Origin of the sequence: Streptosporangium carneum, from assembly GCF_027922005.1 — a bacterium.
Lineage (GTDB): Bacteria > Actinomycetota > Actinomycetes > Streptosporangiales > Streptosporangiaceae > Streptosporangium > Streptosporangium carneum.
This window is the reverse complement of record NZ_BSEV01000016.1, coordinates 177,358-194,100: the sequence shown is the minus strand read 5'-3', so window position 1 is coordinate 194,100 and position 16,743 is coordinate 177,358. Positions and strand designations below refer to the sequence as shown.

The following is a 16,743-nucleotide window of genomic DNA, read 5'->3' as shown; positions in this document are numbered from 1 at the left end:
TCATGCACTGGCTTTTAACACACTGTTGAGTTCTCAAGAAACGGACGCGTTCACCGTCCGCTCCGAACCGGGTGATCCGGTCGGCGCTTCCGGGGCGCACACTTCCGTGTTCCCATCCTATCATGTCCGCCCGGTTCGTGTCAAACTGTCGCTTTTCGCTTCAGCCCGCACTCACCCGGCCGACCCTCCAGGAGTCCTGCCTTCCCCGTCTCCGGAGCAACCCTTCCAACTTACTCTGACATCCAGCCTCTGTCCAATCCTACGGACGTGCCAGATCTTCAGTGATCTTTTGGAGGGGTCTGCGGGATCTCGTCCCGCTTGAAGAACTCTAGCAGTACGGCGGGCCTCACATGACCCACTTGCCGGTAACAACTAGGTCTTCCCTGAGTCACCTGCTCTCAAACGTGGAAGCCCGGGGTCAACAGACCCCGGGCTTCTGGACAAAGCTCGTTGTTCGAGCGCCTGGTCAGCCGGTCGGCAGCGCGTCGAGCTGAGCCGCCAGCCTGGCGATGTCCTGGTCGGCCTGGGCCGCGCGGGCGCGCACCTTGGCCACCACGTCGTCGGGCGCCTTCGACATGAACTGTTCGTTGCCGAGCTTGGCGGCCACCTGGGCGGCCTCCTTCCGCGCTGCCGCGAGGTCCTTCTCCAGGCGCTTGCGTTCGGCGGCCACGTCGATCGTGCCCGCGGTGTCGATCTCCACCAGGATCCCGCTCACGTCGAGGCGGGCCGTCGCGGCGAACGACTCGGACGGCTGGTCGAGGCGGAGCAGCGACCGGATCGCCCCTTCGTGCGGGGCGAGTGCCGTGCCCGCGAGCGAGAGCCGCGCGGCGACCCGCTGGCCCGGCTTGAGCCCCTGGTCGGACCGGAACCTGCGCACCTCGGTGACCAGACCCTGCAGGGCGAGGATCTCCTCTTCGGCGGCGCGGTCGCGCAACGACTCCTGGACCGTCGGCCAGGACGCGACCACGATCGACGGTCCTCCGGCGACCGCTCGCCACAGCTCCTCGGTGACGAACGGCACCAGCGGGTGGAGCAGTCGCAGCAACGCGTCGAGGACGTGCCCGAGCACGACCCGGGTGTGCTCCTGCCCTGCGGCGATCTGAATCTTGGCGAGCTCGACGTACCAGTCGCAGACCTCGTCCCAGGCGAAGTGGTAGAGCAGGTCGGAGATCTTGGCGAACTCGAACTCCTCGAAGGCGGCGTCGACCGACGCGACGACCTCCTGGAGACGGGAGAGGATCCAGCGGTCGGCCGCGGTCAGCTCCTCGACCGGCAGCTCGCCGACCGCGGCGCCGTTCATGAGCGCGAAGCGGGTGGCGTTCCAGATCTTGTTGCAGAAGTTACGGGAGCCGCCGGCCCATTCCTCGCTGATCGCCACGTCGGAGCCGGGGTTGGCGCCGCGCAGAAGCGTGAAGCGGGTCGCGTCCGCGCCGAAGCGCTCGACCCAGTCGAGCGGGTCGACCACGTTGCCGAACGACTTGGACATCTTCTTGCCGTACTGGTCACGGACCATGCCGTGCAGCGCCACGGTCCCGAACGGAGGGCGGCCGTCCATCGCGTAGATGCCGAACATCATCATCCGGGCCACCCAGAAGAACAGGATGTCGTAACCGGTGACCAGGACCGAGGTCGGATAGAACTTCGCCAGTTCAGGGGTGTTGTCCGGCCAGCCGAGGGTCGAGAACGGCCACAGCCCCGAGGAGAACCAGGTGTCGAGGACGTCAGGATCCTGAACGTAGCCGGCGGGCGGCTCCTCGTCGGGACCGACGCAGACGACCTCGCCCGCGGGGCCGTACCAGACCGGGATCCGGTGGCCCCACCACAGCTGCCGGGAGATGCACCAGTCGTGCATGTCGTCGACCCAGTCGAAGTAGCGCTTGGCCAGCTCCGGCGGGTGGATCTTCGTCCGTCCGTCACGGACCGCGTCGCCCGCGGCCTTGGCCAGGGGGGAGACGTTGACGAACCACTGCAGCGAGAGCCTCGGCTCGACCACTGTCTTGCAGCGTGAGCAGTGGCCGACCGAGTGGAGGTAGGGCCGCTTCTCGGCGACGATGCGGCCTTCCTGGCGCAGCGCGGCCACCACGGCGGGGCGGGCCTCGAAGCGGTCGAGTCCCTGGAACGGGCCGTGCGCGGTGATCACACCGCGCTCGTCCATGACCGTGAGGGACGGCAGCGAGTGACGCCGGCCGATCTCGAAGTCGTTGGGGTCGTGCGCCGGAGTGACCTTGACCGCTCCGGTGCCGAAGGCGGGGTCGACGTGCTCGTCGGCGACGACCGGGATGCGGCGCCCGGTGAGCGGGAGCTCCACCTCCCTGCCGATCAGGTGCGCGTAACGCTCGTCAGAGGGGTGCACCGCGACGGCGGTGTCGCCGAGCATGGTCTCGGCGCGGGTCGTGGCGACGACGATCTCGTCCTCGCCCGAGCCGTACCGGATCGAGACGAGCTCGCCCTCGTCCTCACTGTGCTCGACCTCGATGTCCGACAGCGCGGTCAGACAGCGGGGGCACCAGTTGATGATGCGCTCGGCGCGGTAGATGAGCCCGTCGTCGAAGAGCCTCTTGAAGATGGTCTGGACGGCGCGGGAGAGCCCGGGGTCCATGGTGAAGCGCTCGCGCGACCAGTCGACGCCGTCGCCGAGCTTCTTCATCTGGCCGAGGATCCGGCCGCCGGACTCCTCCTTCCACTGCCAGACGCGCTCGACGAAGGCCTCGCGGCCGAGGTCGTGACGGGACAGGCCGTCCTTGGCGATCTCACGCTCGACGACGTTCTGGGTGGCGATGCCCGCGTGGTCCATGCCCGGCAGCCAGAGCGTCTCCTGGCCGCGCATGCGAGCCCTGCGGGTCAGCGCGTCCTGGATCGAGTGGTCGAGGGCGTGGCCGATGTGCAGGACGCCGGTTACGTTCGGCGGGGGCAGGACGATGCTGTACGGCTCGCGCTCGCTGCTCGGGTCGGCGGTGAAGTATCCCTCCGACACCCAGCGCTCGTAGCTCCGGGTCTCCACGTCGGCGGGCGTGTACTGGGTGGGCAGCTCTGGCGTCGTCACGGTGTCCAATTCTAGGGACGTCCGGATAGTCGATGTCCCCAAGTCCCAGACTTGAAAGGTGTCTATACACCTTCTAACTTATCCATACATGTCCTCCCGCTATCGGCAACTCGCCGACGAGTTGCGCGCCGGCATCGCGGACGGGACCTATCCGCCCGGATCCCGCCTGCCGTCGGAGAGCGAGCTGGCGCTGCGTCACGGCGCCTCACGGGGAACGATCCGCCAGGCGTTCGCCCTGCTCGCGGCCGACGGGCTGATCTCCTCTCGCAAGGGCGCCCGCAGGCTGGTGACGCAGGCCGCGCCGGTGCAGAGCTTCAGCCAGCTGCACAGCTTCTCCCAGTGGGCCGCGTCGATCGGTGAGACCCCCGGCGGACGGGTGGTCTCACTGGTCAGGCGCGGGCCGACGGAGCTGGAGGCCGAGCGCCTCGGCCTCGACCCAGGGGCGCGGGTCTATCACCTGACCCGGCTCAGGCTGCTGTCAGGACGCCCTGTGATGATCGAGCGCACCGCCTACGTCGAGCGGGTCGGCGCCCTCGTCGGCGGGATCGACGCCGACAACGAGTCCATCACGCTCCGACTCGAGGAACTCGGCGTGGTGTTCGCCCATGCCGAGCACACCGTCAGCGCCGTCCCCGCGGACGCGGAGGACGCCCGGCTGCTCGGCGTCCGTCCCCGGACCCCGCTGCTGCGTGAGCTCCGCCGTACCACCGACCTCGAGAACCGGCCGCTGGAGTGGTCCGACGACCGCTACCTCGGTGACGCCGTCGCCTTCACCGTGCACAACTCGGTACGGGCCAACACCCTCATCCGCTCCTCCGTCAAGGAGCCCCCGGCATGACCCCCGTCCCCGCGCCCGCCGCCGGACGGCGCCCCGGGGCTGTCCCGCGAAGGAGCCGGCTGGGAAGCGGTTCTCCCCGGGAAACGGCGACGCCCCCGCGGATTCCCTCCGCGGGGGCGTCGGTGTGCCGACCGGTCTAGGCGGACTTCTCGCGCGGCGTGCGCTGCTGCTTGTTCAGCTGGTCACGAGGCACGAGAGTCGGGTTGACGTGCTCCAACACCGACTCGCGGGTGATGACGACACGTGCGACGTCCTGCCGGGAGGGCACCTCGTACATCACCGACAGCAGGACCTCCTCCAGGATGGCGCGCAGCCCCCGGGCGCCGGTGCCCCGGAGGATCGCCTGGTCGGCGATGGCCTCGAGGGCGTCGTCGCTGAACTCGAGCTCGACGTTGTCCAGCTCGAACAGGCGGCGGTACTGCTTCACCAGGGCGTTGCGCGGCTCGGTGAGGATCTGGATGAGCGCGTCGCGGTCGAGGTTGTGCACGCTCGTGATGACCGGCAGACGGCCGACGAACTCGGGGATCATGCCGAACTTCAGCAGGTCCTCGGGCATGACGTCTCCGAAGATGTCGGAGGCGTCGATGTCGTCCTTGGAACGGATGATGGCGTTGAAGCCGATGCCCTTCCTGCCGATCCGGGACTCGATGATCTTCTCGAGACCCGCGAAGGCCCCACCGCAGATGAACAACACGTTGGTGGTGTCGATCTGGATGAACTCCTGGTGGGGGTGCTTGCGTCCGCCCTGGGGCGGCACGCTCGCCGTGGTGCCCTCCAGTATCTTCAGCAGGGCCTGCTGCACGCCCTCGCCGGAGACGTCCCTGGTGATCGAGGGGTTCTCGCTCTTGCGAGCGATCTTGTCCACCTCGTCGATGTAGATGATGCCGGTCTCGGCCTTCTTGACGTCGTAGTCAGCGGCCTGGATCAGCTTGAGCAGTATGTTCTCGACGTCCTCGCCCACATAGCCCGCCTCCGTGAGGGCGGTGGCGTCGGCGATGGCGAACGGCACGTTCAGCATCTTCGCCAACGTCTGGGCGAGCAGTGTCTTTCCGGAACCCGTCGGGCCCAGCAGCAGGATGTTGGACTTGGACAGCTCGATGCCGTCGTCACGCCCGCGTTCGCCGGACTGCACCCGCTTGTAGTGGTTGTAGACCGCCACCGAGAGCGCCTTCTTCGCCTGGTCCTGACCGATGACGTAGGCGTCGAGGAACTCGTAGATCTCCCTCGGCTTCGGCAGACTGTCCCACTTGAGCTCGGAGGACTCGCTGAGCTCCTCCTCGATGATCTCGTTGCAGAGATCGATGCACTCATCGCAGATGTATACGCCGGGTCCGGCGATGAGCTTCTTGACTTGCTTCTGGCTCTTCCCACAGAAAGAGCACTTCAGCAGGTCTCCCCCGTCGCCGATGCGTGCCACCCCAGATACTCCTTTGCGTGGGACCGCCCTGGCTGTCGCGGTCCGTTTCTTCCGACCGGCCCGATACCCGGTACGAAAAGTCATCCCGCTCAGGTTTCGACGTTACCGTCTTCTGAGCCCTCAGTGAGCCCCCTAGCGGCGAGTCGCACCGGAAGGTGCCCAATTGGGCACCGTTCCGGCGCGATAGGCCTCATTAAGAGGCTATGGCCTTGGCGAGCTTCTTGCGTGACGGGATGATGTCGTCGATCAGCCCGTACGCCTTCGCTTCCTCGGCATCGAGGATCTTGTCGCGCTCGATGTCCCTGCGGACGTCGGCGGCGCTCTTGCCCGAGTGCCTGGCCAGGATCGACTCCATCTGCGAGCGCATCCGCAGGATCTCGCGCGCCTGGATCTCGATGTCGCTTCCCTGGCCACCGCCCTCGGTCGAGGGCTGGTGGATCAGCATACGGGCGTTGGGCAGCGCGAACCGCTTGCCCGGCGTGCCACCTGCCAGCAGGATCGCCGCCGCCGAGGCCGCCTGGCCCAGGCAGACGGTCTGGATCTCCGGCCGGACGAACTGCATCGTGTCGTAGATCGCCATCATGGCGGTGAACGAACCGCCCGGCGAGTTGATGTAGATGCTGATGTCACGGTCGGGGTCGAGCGACTCGAGCGTCAGCAGCTGTGCCATGACGTCGTTGGCCGAGGCGTCGTCCACCTGCACGCCGAGGAAGATGATGCGGTCCTCGAACAGCTTGTTGTACGGATTCATCTCCTTGACGCCGTACGACGTGCGCTCGACGAAGGAGGGAAGAACGTAACGGCCGTTGATGTCTCCCGGCCGGATCAACTCACTCACCTTTTGCCCCTTCAGGAGACGGCGCCCGTGGAGGGCACCTGCCGAGCGCTGCGCACGACCTGATCGATGAACCCGTAGTCCTTGGCCTCCTCGGCCGTGAACCAGCGGTCCCGGTCGGAGTCGGTCTCGATCTGCTCGAGCGGCTGGCCGGTGTGGAAGGCGATGCGCTCCGCAAGAGTCTTCTTGACGTAGAGCATCTGCTCCGCCTGGATGGCGATGTCGGCGGCGGTGCCGCCGATGCCTCCGGACGGCTGGTGCATCATGATGCGGGCGTGCGGCAGGGCGTAACGCTTGCCCCGCTCGCCGGCGCAGAGCAGGAACTGACCCATGGAAGCGGCCAGGCCCATCGCGACCGTGCACACATCGTTAGGCACATATTCCATCATGTCGTAAATCGCCATACCGGCGGTCACCGATCCGCCTGGCGAGTTGATGTAGAGCCAGATGTCCCTGTCGGGATCGTCCGCGGCGAGCAGCAGCAGCTCGGCGCAGATTCGGTTGGCGATCTCGTCGTTGACCTGGGTGCCCAGCACGATGATGCGCTCACGCAGCAGCCGCTGGTAGAGCTGGTCTTCGAGCCTGAACGAGCCGTTCGGCTGGCTCATCGACTCGGGCCCGGAGCCGGTCGGCTGGTAGAAGGTCGGCGGGCTGGTCACAGCGTCACCTTCCGATGCGTCGTAATCGATTGGCTTTGCTTGTGACCTTAACGCGCGCCGCCTACCGGACATGCCCCCTCCACGTGCTGTTCGCTGACGGCGCATGCTCCCCGGCGCGCTCCGAGCCCCTTCGAGCACGTCCACGACCGGCTTGCCGCGTCCGGGGCGCCGACGACGCCCGGCGTGTCGGCGGCGGACGGCGCGCGAAGCGCGGAACGCCCCCGAGGGCCTCACAGACCTGGTCTCCGGCCCGTGAGGCCCTGACCCGGCGCCAATGGCCCGAACCGCCGCCCGCCCCCGCTCACGAGGGCGCTCAGCCCCGCTGGTGGCGTGGCGTCGAAATTCCCGCGGGAGCGTCGGGATTCCCGCGGGAGCGTCGAGATTCCCGCGGCGAATTCCCGCGGGAGCGTGGGGACTCCGGCGGGGAGGTCACGGGATCCCGCCGGGAGAGGGCGAAAAAAGCACGACGCCTCCGCCGTGCGTGCACGGCGGAGGCGTCGTGTGCGTCTCGTCGGGGCCTACTTGGCGGCCTCGTCGTCGGCCTTGGCGGCCTCGTCACCGGCGGTCTCCTCCGCGGCGGCCTCGCCCTCCGCGGGCTCCTCGACGACCGGCTCGCCGTTGATCTCGCTGTAGATGGCCTTGAGGTCGACCTCCTGGCCGGCCTCGTCGGTCACCTTGGCGGCGTCGCCCACGACGCTCTTGGCCTTGTCACGGACGATCTCGACCATCGCCAGCGTGAGCTGGTCGTTGTCGGCCAGGTGCTGGGCGAGCGTGTTGGGGGCGACGTTCATCTGCATGGCGCGGCGCACCACGAAGTCGGTCAGCTCCTGCTCGCTGACGCCCAGCTCCTCGGCCCTGACGATCTTGTCGAGCACGAAGCCGGTCTTGATCGCCTTGGCCGCGCTCTCGTCGAACTCGGCGTAACGCTCTTCCTCGGTGGTCTGGTAGAGGCGGAAGTACGCCTCCTTGCTCAGGCCGCTCTCGGCGATCTGGTGCTCGAGGTTGTGCTTGCGGTTGTCGACCTCGGCCTTGAAGGCGCTCTCCGGGATCGGAATCTCGATCTTGGCGAGGAGGGCGTCCAGGGCGTTCTCCCTGGCCTGGACGACCTGGTCGATCAGCTTGGTGCGGCGAACCTGCTCGCGCACGCTGTCCTTGAGCTCGTCGAGGGTGTCGAACTCGCTGGCCAGCTGGGCGAACTCGTCGTCGAGCTCGGGGAGGACCTTCTCCTTGACGCTCTTGATCGTGATGGTCACCACGGCCTCCTCGCCGGCGTTCTCGCCGCCGACCAGGCTGGTGGTGAACTCCTTGACGTCACCGGCGGACATGCCGGCCAGCGCGTCGTCCAGGCCCTGCAGCACCGAGCCTGCGCCGACCTCGTAGGAGACGTCGTTGGCCTGCTGCTCCTCGATGTTCACACCGTCGATCGCGGCGGCCAGGTCCATGACGACGTAGTCGCCGTTGGCGGCGGCGCGCTCGACGCCGGTCAGCGTCGCGAAACGCTGGCGCAGGCCGTTCAGCTGGGCCTCGACGTCCTCGTCGGCCACCTCGGCGACCGGGACGGTGACCTCGATGCCCTCGTAGTCGGGAACGTCGAAGTTCGGGCGGACGTCCACCTCGGCGGTGAACTCGACCTGCTCACCGTCATCGATCTTGGTGACCTCGATGTTCGGCTGGCTGACCGGGAAGATGTCGCTCTCGTCGACGGCCTGGCCGTACAGCTTCGGCACCGCGTCGTTGAGGGTCTCCTCCAGCACCACCGCGCGGCCGAAGCGCTGCTCGATGATCCGGGCCGGAACCTTGCCGGGGCGGAAGCCGGGGACGCGCACCTGCTGCGCGACCTTCTTGTACGCCGCCTGCAGGCTCTCGCCGAGCTCCTCGAACGGCACCTCGACAGTGAGCTTGACCCGGGTCGGGCTGAGCTCCTCGACAGCGGTCTTCACGGGGTGGTCTCCTTGATCAAGCTTCGAGTGATCGCGGGCGCGTCAAGTCGTACGGCTACCGCGGCAAGCTCGCGCGCCGCGCCCACATGAGCGGCACCGGGCACAGCCGCCCAGAAATGCAAGATCAGGGCATGCTCCGCTGTGGCGGGTGTCCAGCGCCGCTGGCCAGTCTAGGGCAGACCCGCACCTCGGAGCGACCGGCGCTTGTTCAGTTCTCTTTGATGATTCGGCGGAGGATGTCAGTCGTCTCCCCCGGAGTGGTGCTGACCGCGCACAGTCGCTCCATGACCTCGCTGTAGCGGTCGACCTCTTCGCGTTTGTCCAGATAGAGGGCGCTGGCGAGCTGTTCGACGTAGACCACGTCCGGAAGCTCGCTGTCCTGGAAGCGCAGCACGCTGAAGGCCCCGCCCTCCGCGCTGTGACCGCCGAAGCTGAACGGCATGACCTGAATCGTGATGTTGGGCTGGCGCATGAGGTCGAGCAGATGCTCCAGCTGCGCCCGCGTCACCTCCGCCCCGCCGATGGGACGGCGCAGCGCGGCCTCGTCGATCACCGCCCAGAAGAAGGGGCCGTCCGACCGCTCGAGAACCTGCTGGCGCTGCATCCGCAGGTCGACGCGGCGGGCGATCTCCTCGGGGGAGATCCCCGCGCTTCCCGCGGTGATGACGGCCCGGGCGTACTCCTTCGTCTGGAGCAGGCCGGGCACGAACTGCACCTCGTAGGTGCGGATCCGGGACGCCGCCTCCTCCAGGCCGACATAGGTCTGGAACCACGAGGGCAGCAGGTCGTTGAAGCGGTGCCACCAGCCCGGCTCGTTCGCCCTGAGCAGCAGGTCCATGATCGCGGAGCGGGCTTCCTCGTCCTCGACTCCGTAGAAGGTGAGCAGGTCCGCGACGTCGCGCTCCCTGAGGCCGACCCTGCCGAGCTCCATCCTGCTTATCTTGGATTCGGAGCCCCTGATCAGGTGGCCCGCCTCCTCTCGCGACAGCCCCCTGGCCTCGCGGAGCCGGCGCAGTTGGGAGCCCAAGAGAATTCGCAGAGCTGTGGGACCCGAGCCCGGCTGAACCTGCGTCACTTCGCCTCCCTCTGTACTTGGGCCAGCGCACACAGTGTCACCACTTCCAGCCGTCGTGACAAGGTCTCAACCCCGTGTCCGGTTCGCCAATCTCCCGTTGTAACCGCCCATGCTGCTGCACATTGCAACTGCACGTGCATTTGGGTCTTGCAGCAGACGTGCCGGTGACCCATGATGGCCTAGTGCATATTGGGCTTATGGTGCACAAGCTCTGAAAACTCACAACCGGCACGGAGACTCACGATGACAGCGGGAGGTACCGGCAGGATGGTGGAGGAGCCACAATCGGCTGCCGGCTACCTGCAGGCGACTCGCGAGGTGAGCTTCGACGAGCTTCTCGCGGCCGACCACTCCGACGCCACGGCGTGCCCACTGCCACGCCAGGCCGACTCGGTGAAGACCGCCCGGGACGTGACCCGGTCGACCCTCCGGGACTGGGGCCTGTCCGAGCTGAGCGACGACGCGGCGCTGGTGGTCTCGGAACTGGTGACCAACGCGGTCCGTTACGCGCTGTGTCCGCCCAGCAAGCTCGAGACCAACCCGATCACCCTGGTGCTCCTGCACCTGTCCCCCCACGTGCTCCTGGCCGTGGCCGACCCCAGCGACGAGGTCCCCACCCCCAAGGAGCCGGACTTCATCTCCGAGAACGGCCGCGGGCTCTACATCGTGGAGACCTACAGCAAGTGCTGGGGCTGGGACCACCTCAACCGCGGCGGCAAGGCCGTCTGGGCCCTTTTCAGCGGCACCCCCTGATTTCAGCGGCACCTCCTGATCCGGGCGCCCCTTTTCTGGCCTGCCACGAGGCCACGCCCGACGGCCGAGCGCCCGGACGGCTTCCCCGCCGCGGAAGGCCGCGTTCAGCGTCTCCGGACGCCGCGCCCGCACCTCGGCCGGCTCCGTGCGGGCCTCCCACCGCCCCGCCGGGGATCACCGTCCATGATCTGCTCAGGTGAGGTAGATCTAGATCATGAGACGCTTACGTCGACGACTCAAGGCGATCCTCGCCAAGAGACGCTTCATGCGGCAGCGCCGCCTCCGCCGCTCACAGCCGCGACCGGGGCAGGGACTCTCCTCCCCCCACCAGGATCTCTTCACCGCCGACGTCGAAGGCCGGAGCTACGACAGCGGCTCCGACTCGGCGTCGAGCTTCTGACCGCACACCGCACACCGCCGCGCCCGGCCTGTCCCCTGCCCATGACGCCGCGGCCCGGACCGACGAGGCGCCGCACCGGCCGCTCCTCGCCACAGCACGGGCGCCCTGTCGTCCGGTGAGGGCGACGACGACGGACGCGGCGGCGCCGGTGTCCAAGACTCCGGCGAGGGGATCTCCGGGAAAGCGGCGCACGGGGGCCGTGACGATTCACCTCGGCGCGACCTCCGCGACGTCCCGAGGAGGCCGAAGAGGCGAACGCGGCGGAGCGGAGCCCATGTGAGTCGCGTCACAGCTTCGGTCACCGCTGCCGGACAACGGCGTTCCGTCGAAGGAGATCTCCCGGTCGGCCGGCCGCCTCGGCACGGCCGTGCCGGAAACCGTCCGCCTCCAGCGAATCCGTCCCGTCCGCCGAGGCGGGACCGCGGCGACGGACCGGATCCTCACCGACGGGTTCGGCGAGACGGGATCCGCGGAGGTCACCCGGGAACCGTGGTCACGCGATCCGTCGCCCAGAAGGCGGAAAGGGCCGCCTCCCCGAAGGGAAACGGCCCTCTACCTGGTGTTCTCGCGTCGGGGTGACAGGATTTGAACCTGCGGCCCCCTGCTCCCAAAGCAGGTGCGCTACCAAACTGCGCCACACCCCGTCCGTCGGGTGCGCGCACGCTCCGGATCTCCGGTACGATTACGCCCTGACGACCGGATGAAGTCTAGACCAGACTGACACCGGCTCGCGCGGACGTAGCTCAATGGTAGAGCCCCAGTCTTCCAAACTGGCTACGCGGGTTCGATTCCCGTCGTCCGCTCAGATGACGAAAGGCCAGGTCACCCCATATGGGGGGCCTGGCCTTTCGGTTGCCGGGAAAACTTTCCGATCTTTCGTGCCCGCGGCGCGCCCGAGGGTTCTCCGCGCCCGCCGCCCGGGTCCTGCGCGGGCGGCGACGCGGGGCGCGTCGGACGGAGACGGCAAAGCCGTGGACCACGGACGGCGACGGGACCGACACTGGATGGAACCGATCCGTGGAGGCGCACGATGAACGAAGCCACCCGCGTCCTGCTCGACGAGTCACGCATCCCGCGCAACTGGTACAACATCGTGGCCGACCTGCCGGTGCCTCCGCCGCCGCCCCTGCATCCGGGCACCTGTCGTCCGGTCGGGCCGGACGACCTCGCGCCGCTCTTCCCGACGGAGCTGATCGGCCAGGAGGTCGGCGCCGATCGGTTCGTCCCGATCCCCCCGAGCGTCCGCGACGTCTACCGGCTCTGGCGGCCGACCCCGCTGGTTCGCGCCCGCAGGCTGGAGCGCGCCCTCGACACCCCCGCGAGGATCTACTACAAGTACGAGGGCGGCTCCCCCTCGGGCTCGCACAAGCCGAACACCGCCGTCCCGCAGACCTACTACAACGCGCGGGAGGGCGTCAGGCGGCTCACCACGGAGACGGGGGCGGGTCAGTGGGGCTCCGCGCTGGCCTTCGCGTGCGCGCAGTACGGCCTCGAGTGCGAGATCTGGATGGTCCGCGCCTCCTATGACCAGAAACCGCACCGCGCGAGCCTGATGCGGGTGTACGGCGCGACCGTGCACGCCAGCCCGTCCCCGGTCACCGGGGCGGGCAGGAAGGTCCTGGAGGAGACCCCTGACTCCCCCGGAAGCCTCGGCATCGCCATCAGCGAGGCCGTGGAGGCGGCGGGGGCCGCGCAGGACACCCGCTACGCGCTCGGCAGCGTGCTGAACCACGTGCTGCTCCACCAGACGGTGATCGGCGAGGAGGCGCTGGAGCAGCTGGCCTCGCTCGGCGAGACGCCGGACGTGATCGTGGGCTGCACGGGCGGCGGCTCCAACTTCGCGGGGCTGGCCTTCCCGTTCCTGCGGGAGAAGCTGGCGGGGCGGATGGACCCGGTGCTCAGGGCGGTCGAGCCCGAGGCCTGTCCCTCACTCACCAGGGGCGTCTACGCCTACGACTTCGGCGACACGGCCGGTCTCACCCCGCTGCTGAAGATGCGCACGCTCGGCCACGGTTTCGTGCCCGACCCGATCCACGCGGGCGGCCTGCGCTACCACGGCATGTCTCCGCTGCTGTCGCACATGTACGAGCTGGGGATGTTCGAGGCGGTGGCCAAGGGACAGACCGAGTGCTTCGAGGCGGCCGTGCGGTTCGCGAGGACCGAGGGGATCCTCCCGGCGCCCGAGCCCGCCCACGCGCTGGCCGAGACCGTCGCCGAGGCGCTGCGCTGCCGGGAGGCCGGCGAGTCGAAGGTCCTGCTGACCGCGTTGTGCGGGCACGGCCACTTCGACCTGGGTGCCTACGACCGCTATCTGTCCGGGCAGATGGAGGATCTCGCGTTGCCGCGCGACCGGATCGACACGGCGCTGGCCGAGCTGGCTCGGCTGCCCGGGACGTAGGCGCCACCCGGCCCTGTCGGGGCGCCGGGTGTGTCCTCGGCGGCACCCGGGCGGATAGGCTCCGAGCACCGGGCCTACGCTGCGGAGAAATATCAAGAAATCTATGTTAAACGTGGATCCCTGATATAGATCGTTCTTTACGATTCTCCATGAATGGCAGTCAAGTCGCACCGGAGGGAACGTGGCGGGGTTCGACGGCGTCATCATCGGCTGGGCGAGCGGCCGCCCCTGCCGCTCGGGCCCGGCGGCCTCCTGCCGTGACGGCGCCCGCGCCCGCGCCGGAACCCTCGCCTCCGCCGCCTGCGGGCGTCACGCCCCGAGTCTCCGGTGGAGCGAGTGAACCGCCGTTTCGTCGCCAAGGACCCGGCTTCGTCCGCGCCCAGGATGAGCAGTCCGGCCACCATGCACGAACAGCTCTCGCTGCTCAACGCGGCGAGCAAGCGGATCGGCAGCACGCTGGACATGTTCGAGACCGGCAGGGAGCTGATGGACGTCGCCGTGCCGCGCTTCGCGGACGCGGCGGGCATCCTGGTGCAGGACCGGCTGCTGGCCGAAGGGGAGTTCGCGCAGCGCAACATCGACGGCTCCGTGCTGGTGCAGCGGGTCGCGGTCGGCGTGTCCAGCGCGACGCTGGACGAGTACGCCGACGCCTTCCCCGTGGACGAGGTCGTCAGCTACGCGTCGTGGACGCCGTACGCCAGGTGCATGGCGACCGGAAACCCGATCCTCTACCCACGTCTGGGCCGCAGGACCTCGGAGGAGATCGGGCGTTTCTGGAAGCGCGGGTCGGTCTCCAGGGTGCTGGAGGGCAGCTCGTTCCTGGTGGTGCCGTTGAAGGCCCGGGGGCGGGTGCTGGGCTTCGTCATCTTCACCCGCGAGCCCGAGAGCGAGCCGTTCGACGACCAGGACGTGAGCCTCGCCGAGGAACTGGCGGCCAGGACCGCGGTGTGCCTCGACAACGCCAGGCTCTACAACCGCGAACGCCGGACCGCGCTGACCCTGCAGAGCAGTCTGCTTCCCGCCGACCTCCACCAGCCGCTCGGCCTGACGATCGCCTCACGCTACCTGCCCGCGAGCGACCTGGTCGGGGTCGGCGGCGACTGGTACGACGTGATCCCGCTGCCGGGCTGCCGGGTCGCCCTGGTGGTCGGCGACGTGATGGGGCACGGCATCAGGGCGGCCGCGACGATGGGCCAGCTCCGCACGGCCGCCCGCACGCTCGCCAGCCTCGACCTCTGCCCCGCCGAGGTGCTGTTCCGGCTGAACCGGATGAGCCAGGACCTGGACGCCACCCAGATCGCGACCTGCGTGTACGCCACCTACGACCCGGTCACTCGGGCCTGCGCGATCTCCTGCGCCGGGCACGTGCCCCCCATCCTCGTCCGGCCGGACGGCAAGACCGAGCTGCTTGAGCTTCCGTCCGGGCTCCCCCTGGGCATCGGCAACGAGCCGTTCGAGAGACGCGAGCTGGTGCTGCCGCACGACTCGATCCTCGCCTTCTACACCGACGGCCTGGTGGAGAGCCGGGAGCGGGACATCGACGAGGGCATCGGGATGGTGCGCGACCTGCTGGCGGGCGGGCGCAGGAACCTGGAGGAGCTCTGCGACCTGACGATCGGCGCGCAGCGCCCCGGGCACGAGCGCGACGACATCGCGCTCCTGCTGGCCAGGGTGCGTGAGCTGGGCGATGACGACGTCGTCGACCTCCTGCTCCCTCCCGACCCCCGCTCGGCGGCGCGGGCCCGCGCCTTCGTGCGCGCCACGCTCGACGAGTGGCGGCTAGAGGCGGTCGTGGACACCGTCGAGCTCATGGTCAGCGAGCTGGTCGCCAACGCGGTCGAGCACGGCTCGGGGAGCGTCGGACTGCGTCTGCTGCGCGGCCCGACGCTCGTGTGCGAGGTGACCGACCGCTCCTCGGTGCTGCCCGCCATGCGCGAGGCGGGCAGTGAGGACGACACCGGGCGCGGGCTCTATCTCATCAACTGGCTCGCCCACCGCTGGGGCTCCCGCCAGACGCCGAAGGGCAAGGTCGTCTGGGTGGAGCAGTTGTTGCCTTGAAAGGCGTGAGGCTCATCGGGACAGTGCCCTGCGCCTGAGGGCGGGGAAACGCTGGGCCACGCGGAGGGCGGTTCTGAACCCCGCCCTGGCCAGCCGGCTCTCGTCGACGAACTGCCTGGCGGCCATGAGCGACCTGCGCACGGCCGCGAAGCCGTACTCGCGCATCCGGGCCTCGTAGTCCGCGATGGCCGTGACGGGGTCCTGTCCGCCGCTCAGCGCCCGGGTGAGCAACTGGGCGTCGCGCAGGGCGATGTTGGCGCCGGTGCCGCGCATCGGGGTCATGCTGTGGACGGCGTCGCCGAGCAGGGTGATGTTCGTGGCGGGCCAAGGGTCGACCGGGACGGAGGTGCGGATGGGCAGCAGGGAGACCGTCTCGGGCGCGGAGGCGGTCACCAGCCGCCGCAGGTCGGGATGCCAGCCTTCGATCATCCGGGCCACGGTTTCCCTGAGCCGTTCGCCGGTCATGCCGGGCAGGTCGTCGGGGAAACGGCCGCTCGCCGCGCCGAACACCCACATGACGTAGCCGCCGGTGTCGCCGGACGGCGTGCCGCCCTTCTCCGGGGACGGCCCCGGGTCCCCGGCGTCCCCGGGGCCGTCGAGGTCGCCGAACCGCTGCGGCGCGGTGAACATGCCGCATCCCCTCGGAGGGATGACCATGTTCGGCCCCCTCCAGAGCCTGGGGGCGACCAGGGCGCGCGTGGCGTCGGTGAGGGGGAACTTGCCCGCGAGCGTCACGATGCCGGTGTCGATCCGCCGGGCGTGCGGGAGGTACTGCCTCCTGACCCGCGAGTTGCCGCCGTCGGCGCCCACCACGACGTCCGCGGTCTCCGTGGTCCCGTCGGCGAAGTGCAGGCTCACGGTGCCGTCCGGTTCGCGGGTGTACCGCTCGTATGTCCTGCCGAACCGGACGACGTCGGAGAGGCCGGACAGCAACGTCCGCCGGAGCGCGATCCGGCTGACGGAGTGGTGGTCGTCCAGCGGGTCGGGCGGGTGCGGGGTCTCGAGCAGCAGCAGCCTGTCCATCTTCTCCGTGAGGAAGCCGAAGTCCTGCCCGCTCCTGGTGGCGGCGGCCAGGAACGCCTCCCACAGCGGCCGCGGCAGACATTCGTGGAGCGCGCGGGCGCCGCCGGGGTCGATGTGGATGCGATAGCCCTGGAGCCGTTCGGACGGGGTTCGGTCACGCTCGTAGACCGCCACGTCCACACCGGCTCCGCGCAGCCCCTGCGCGAGGCAGAGCCCGCCGATGCCCGCGCCGATGATCGCCACTCGCGAGTTCGTCATAGCCTCACTATCGACCGGATGGGCGGCGGGCGCGCGCCTCCCCGTG

13 protein-coding genes and 2 tRNA genes are annotated in these 16,743 nt (G+C 68.9%); 7 read left to right on the top strand and 8 right to left on the bottom strand.

Annotated features, from left to right (window positions below):
• Positions 1–466: 466 nt before the first annotated feature.
• Entirely contained in the window at positions 467–3,052 is a 2,586-nt protein-coding gene (locus PKF00_RS28930) for a valine--tRNA ligase (protein WP_271220820.1), read from the bottom strand.
• Between the two features lie 79 nt (positions 3,053–3,131).
• On the opposite strand from PKF00_RS28930, the gene PKF00_RS28925 reads away from it, so the two are divergent.
• On the top strand, positions 3,132–3,881 hold the full coding sequence (locus PKF00_RS28925) for a GntR family transcriptional regulator (protein WP_271220819.1): 750 nt from the start codon (positions 3,132–3,134) through the stop codon (positions 3,879–3,881).
• A 136-nt stretch (positions 3,882–4,017) separates the two neighbouring features.
• On the opposite strand, the gene clpX is transcribed toward PKF00_RS28925, so the two are convergent.
• From clpX to PKF00_RS28900, 5 genes are all read right to left on the bottom strand, one after another.
• Entirely contained in the window at positions 4,018–5,298 is a 1,281-nt protein-coding gene (gene clpX, locus PKF00_RS28920) for an ATP-dependent Clp protease ATP-binding subunit ClpX (protein ID WP_271220818.1), read from the bottom strand.
• Between the two features lie 193 nt (positions 5,299–5,491).
• Complete coding sequence (locus PKF00_RS28915) at positions 5,492–6,136, bottom strand: ATP-dependent Clp protease proteolytic subunit (protein ID WP_271220817.1); 645 nt, start codon at positions 6,134–6,136, stop codon at positions 5,492–5,494.
• 11 nt (positions 6,137–6,147) lie between these two features.
• Entirely contained in the window at positions 6,148–6,792 is a 645-nt protein-coding gene (locus PKF00_RS28910; protein WP_425582190.1) for a ClpP family protease, read from the bottom strand.
• A 518-nt stretch (positions 6,793–7,310) separates the two neighbouring features.
• On the bottom strand, positions 7,311–8,732 hold the full coding sequence (tig, locus tag PKF00_RS28905; RefSeq protein ID WP_271220816.1) for a trigger factor: 1,422 nt from the start codon (positions 8,730–8,732) through the stop codon (positions 7,311–7,313).
• 208 nt (positions 8,733–8,940) lie between these two features.
• Complete coding sequence (locus PKF00_RS28900; RefSeq protein WP_271220815.1) at positions 8,941–9,807, bottom strand: Sco1979 family transcriptional regulator; 867 nt, start codon at positions 9,805–9,807, stop codon at positions 8,941–8,943.
• Positions 9,808–10,050: 243 nt separating this feature from the next.
• Between PKF00_RS28900 and PKF00_RS28895 the strand changes: the two genes are divergently transcribed.
• Both PKF00_RS28895 and PKF00_RS28890 read left to right on the top strand, forming a co-directional pair.
• Positions 10,051–10,560: an ATP-binding protein gene (locus tag PKF00_RS28895; protein WP_271220814.1), complete on the top strand. Its 510-nt coding sequence runs from the start codon at positions 10,051–10,053 to the stop codon at positions 10,558–10,560.
• Positions 10,561–10,774: 214 nt separating this feature from the next.
• The gene (locus PKF00_RS28890) at positions 10,775–10,960 is read left to right on the top strand and encodes a hypothetical protein (protein WP_271220813.1); all 186 of its coding nucleotides are present in this window, start codon (positions 10,775–10,777) and stop codon (positions 10,958–10,960) included.
• A 570-nt stretch (positions 10,961–11,530) separates the two neighbouring features.
• Here PKF00_RS28890 and PKF00_RS28885 read toward each other — a convergent pair.
• Positions 11,531–11,604 (bottom strand) — tRNA-Pro (locus PKF00_RS28885).
• An 88-nt stretch (positions 11,605–11,692) separates the two neighbouring features.
• Here PKF00_RS28885 and PKF00_RS28880 point away from each other — a divergent pair.
• The 4 genes from PKF00_RS28880 to PKF00_RS28865 all read left to right on the top strand — a co-directional run bounded on the left by PKF00_RS28880 (position 11,693) and on the right by PKF00_RS28865 (position 15,416).
• Positions 11,693–11,763, top strand: a tRNA-Gly gene (locus PKF00_RS28880).
• Between the two features lie 227 nt (positions 11,764–11,990).
• Positions 11,991–13,358, top strand: coding sequence for a TrpB-like pyridoxal phosphate-dependent enzyme (locus tag PKF00_RS28875; protein ID WP_271220812.1), 1,368 nt, complete (start codon positions 11,991–11,993; stop codon positions 13,356–13,358).
• 181 nt (positions 13,359–13,539) lie between these two features.
• Complete coding sequence (locus tag PKF00_RS28870; RefSeq protein WP_271220811.1) at positions 13,540–13,698, top strand: hypothetical protein; 159 nt, start codon at positions 13,540–13,542, stop codon at positions 13,696–13,698.
• The gene (locus PKF00_RS28865) at positions 13,695–15,416 is read left to right on the top strand and encodes a SpoIIE family protein phosphatase (RefSeq protein WP_271220810.1); all 1,722 of its coding nucleotides are present in this window, start codon (positions 13,695–13,697) and stop codon (positions 15,414–15,416) included. The genes PKF00_RS28870 and PKF00_RS28865 overlap by 4 nt, the downstream gene beginning before the upstream one ends.
• A 12-nt stretch (positions 15,417–15,428) precedes the next feature.
• Here the strand turns inward: PKF00_RS28865 and PKF00_RS28860 are convergent, their stop codons facing one another.
• Positions 15,429–16,697, bottom strand: a complete 1,269-nt coding sequence (locus tag PKF00_RS28860) for an FAD-dependent oxidoreductase (RefSeq protein WP_271220809.1) — start codon at positions 16,695–16,697, stop codon at positions 15,429–15,431.
• Positions 16,698–16,743: the final 46 nt, after the last annotated feature.

Bases quoted from the DNA above. Each gene is read 5' to 3' on its own strand.
- PKF00_RS28895 (WP_271220814.1), top strand. From the start codon at position 10,051: ATGACAGCGGGAGGTACCGGCAGGATGGTGGAGGAGCCACAATCGGCT.
- PKF00_RS28925 (WP_271220819.1), top strand. From the start codon at position 3,132: ATGTCCTCCCGCTATCGGCAACTCGCCGACGAGTTGCGCGCCGGCATC.
- PKF00_RS28860 (WP_271220809.1), bottom strand. From the start codon at position 16,697: ATGACGAACTCGCGAGTGGCGATCATCGGCGCGGGCATCGGCGGGCTC.
- PKF00_RS28875 (WP_271220812.1), top strand. From the start codon at position 11,991: ATGAACGAAGCCACCCGCGTCCTGCTCGACGAGTCACGCATCCCGCGC.
- PKF00_RS28890 (WP_271220813.1), top strand. From the start codon at position 10,775: ATGAGACGCTTACGTCGACGACTCAAGGCGATCCTCGCCAAGAGACGC.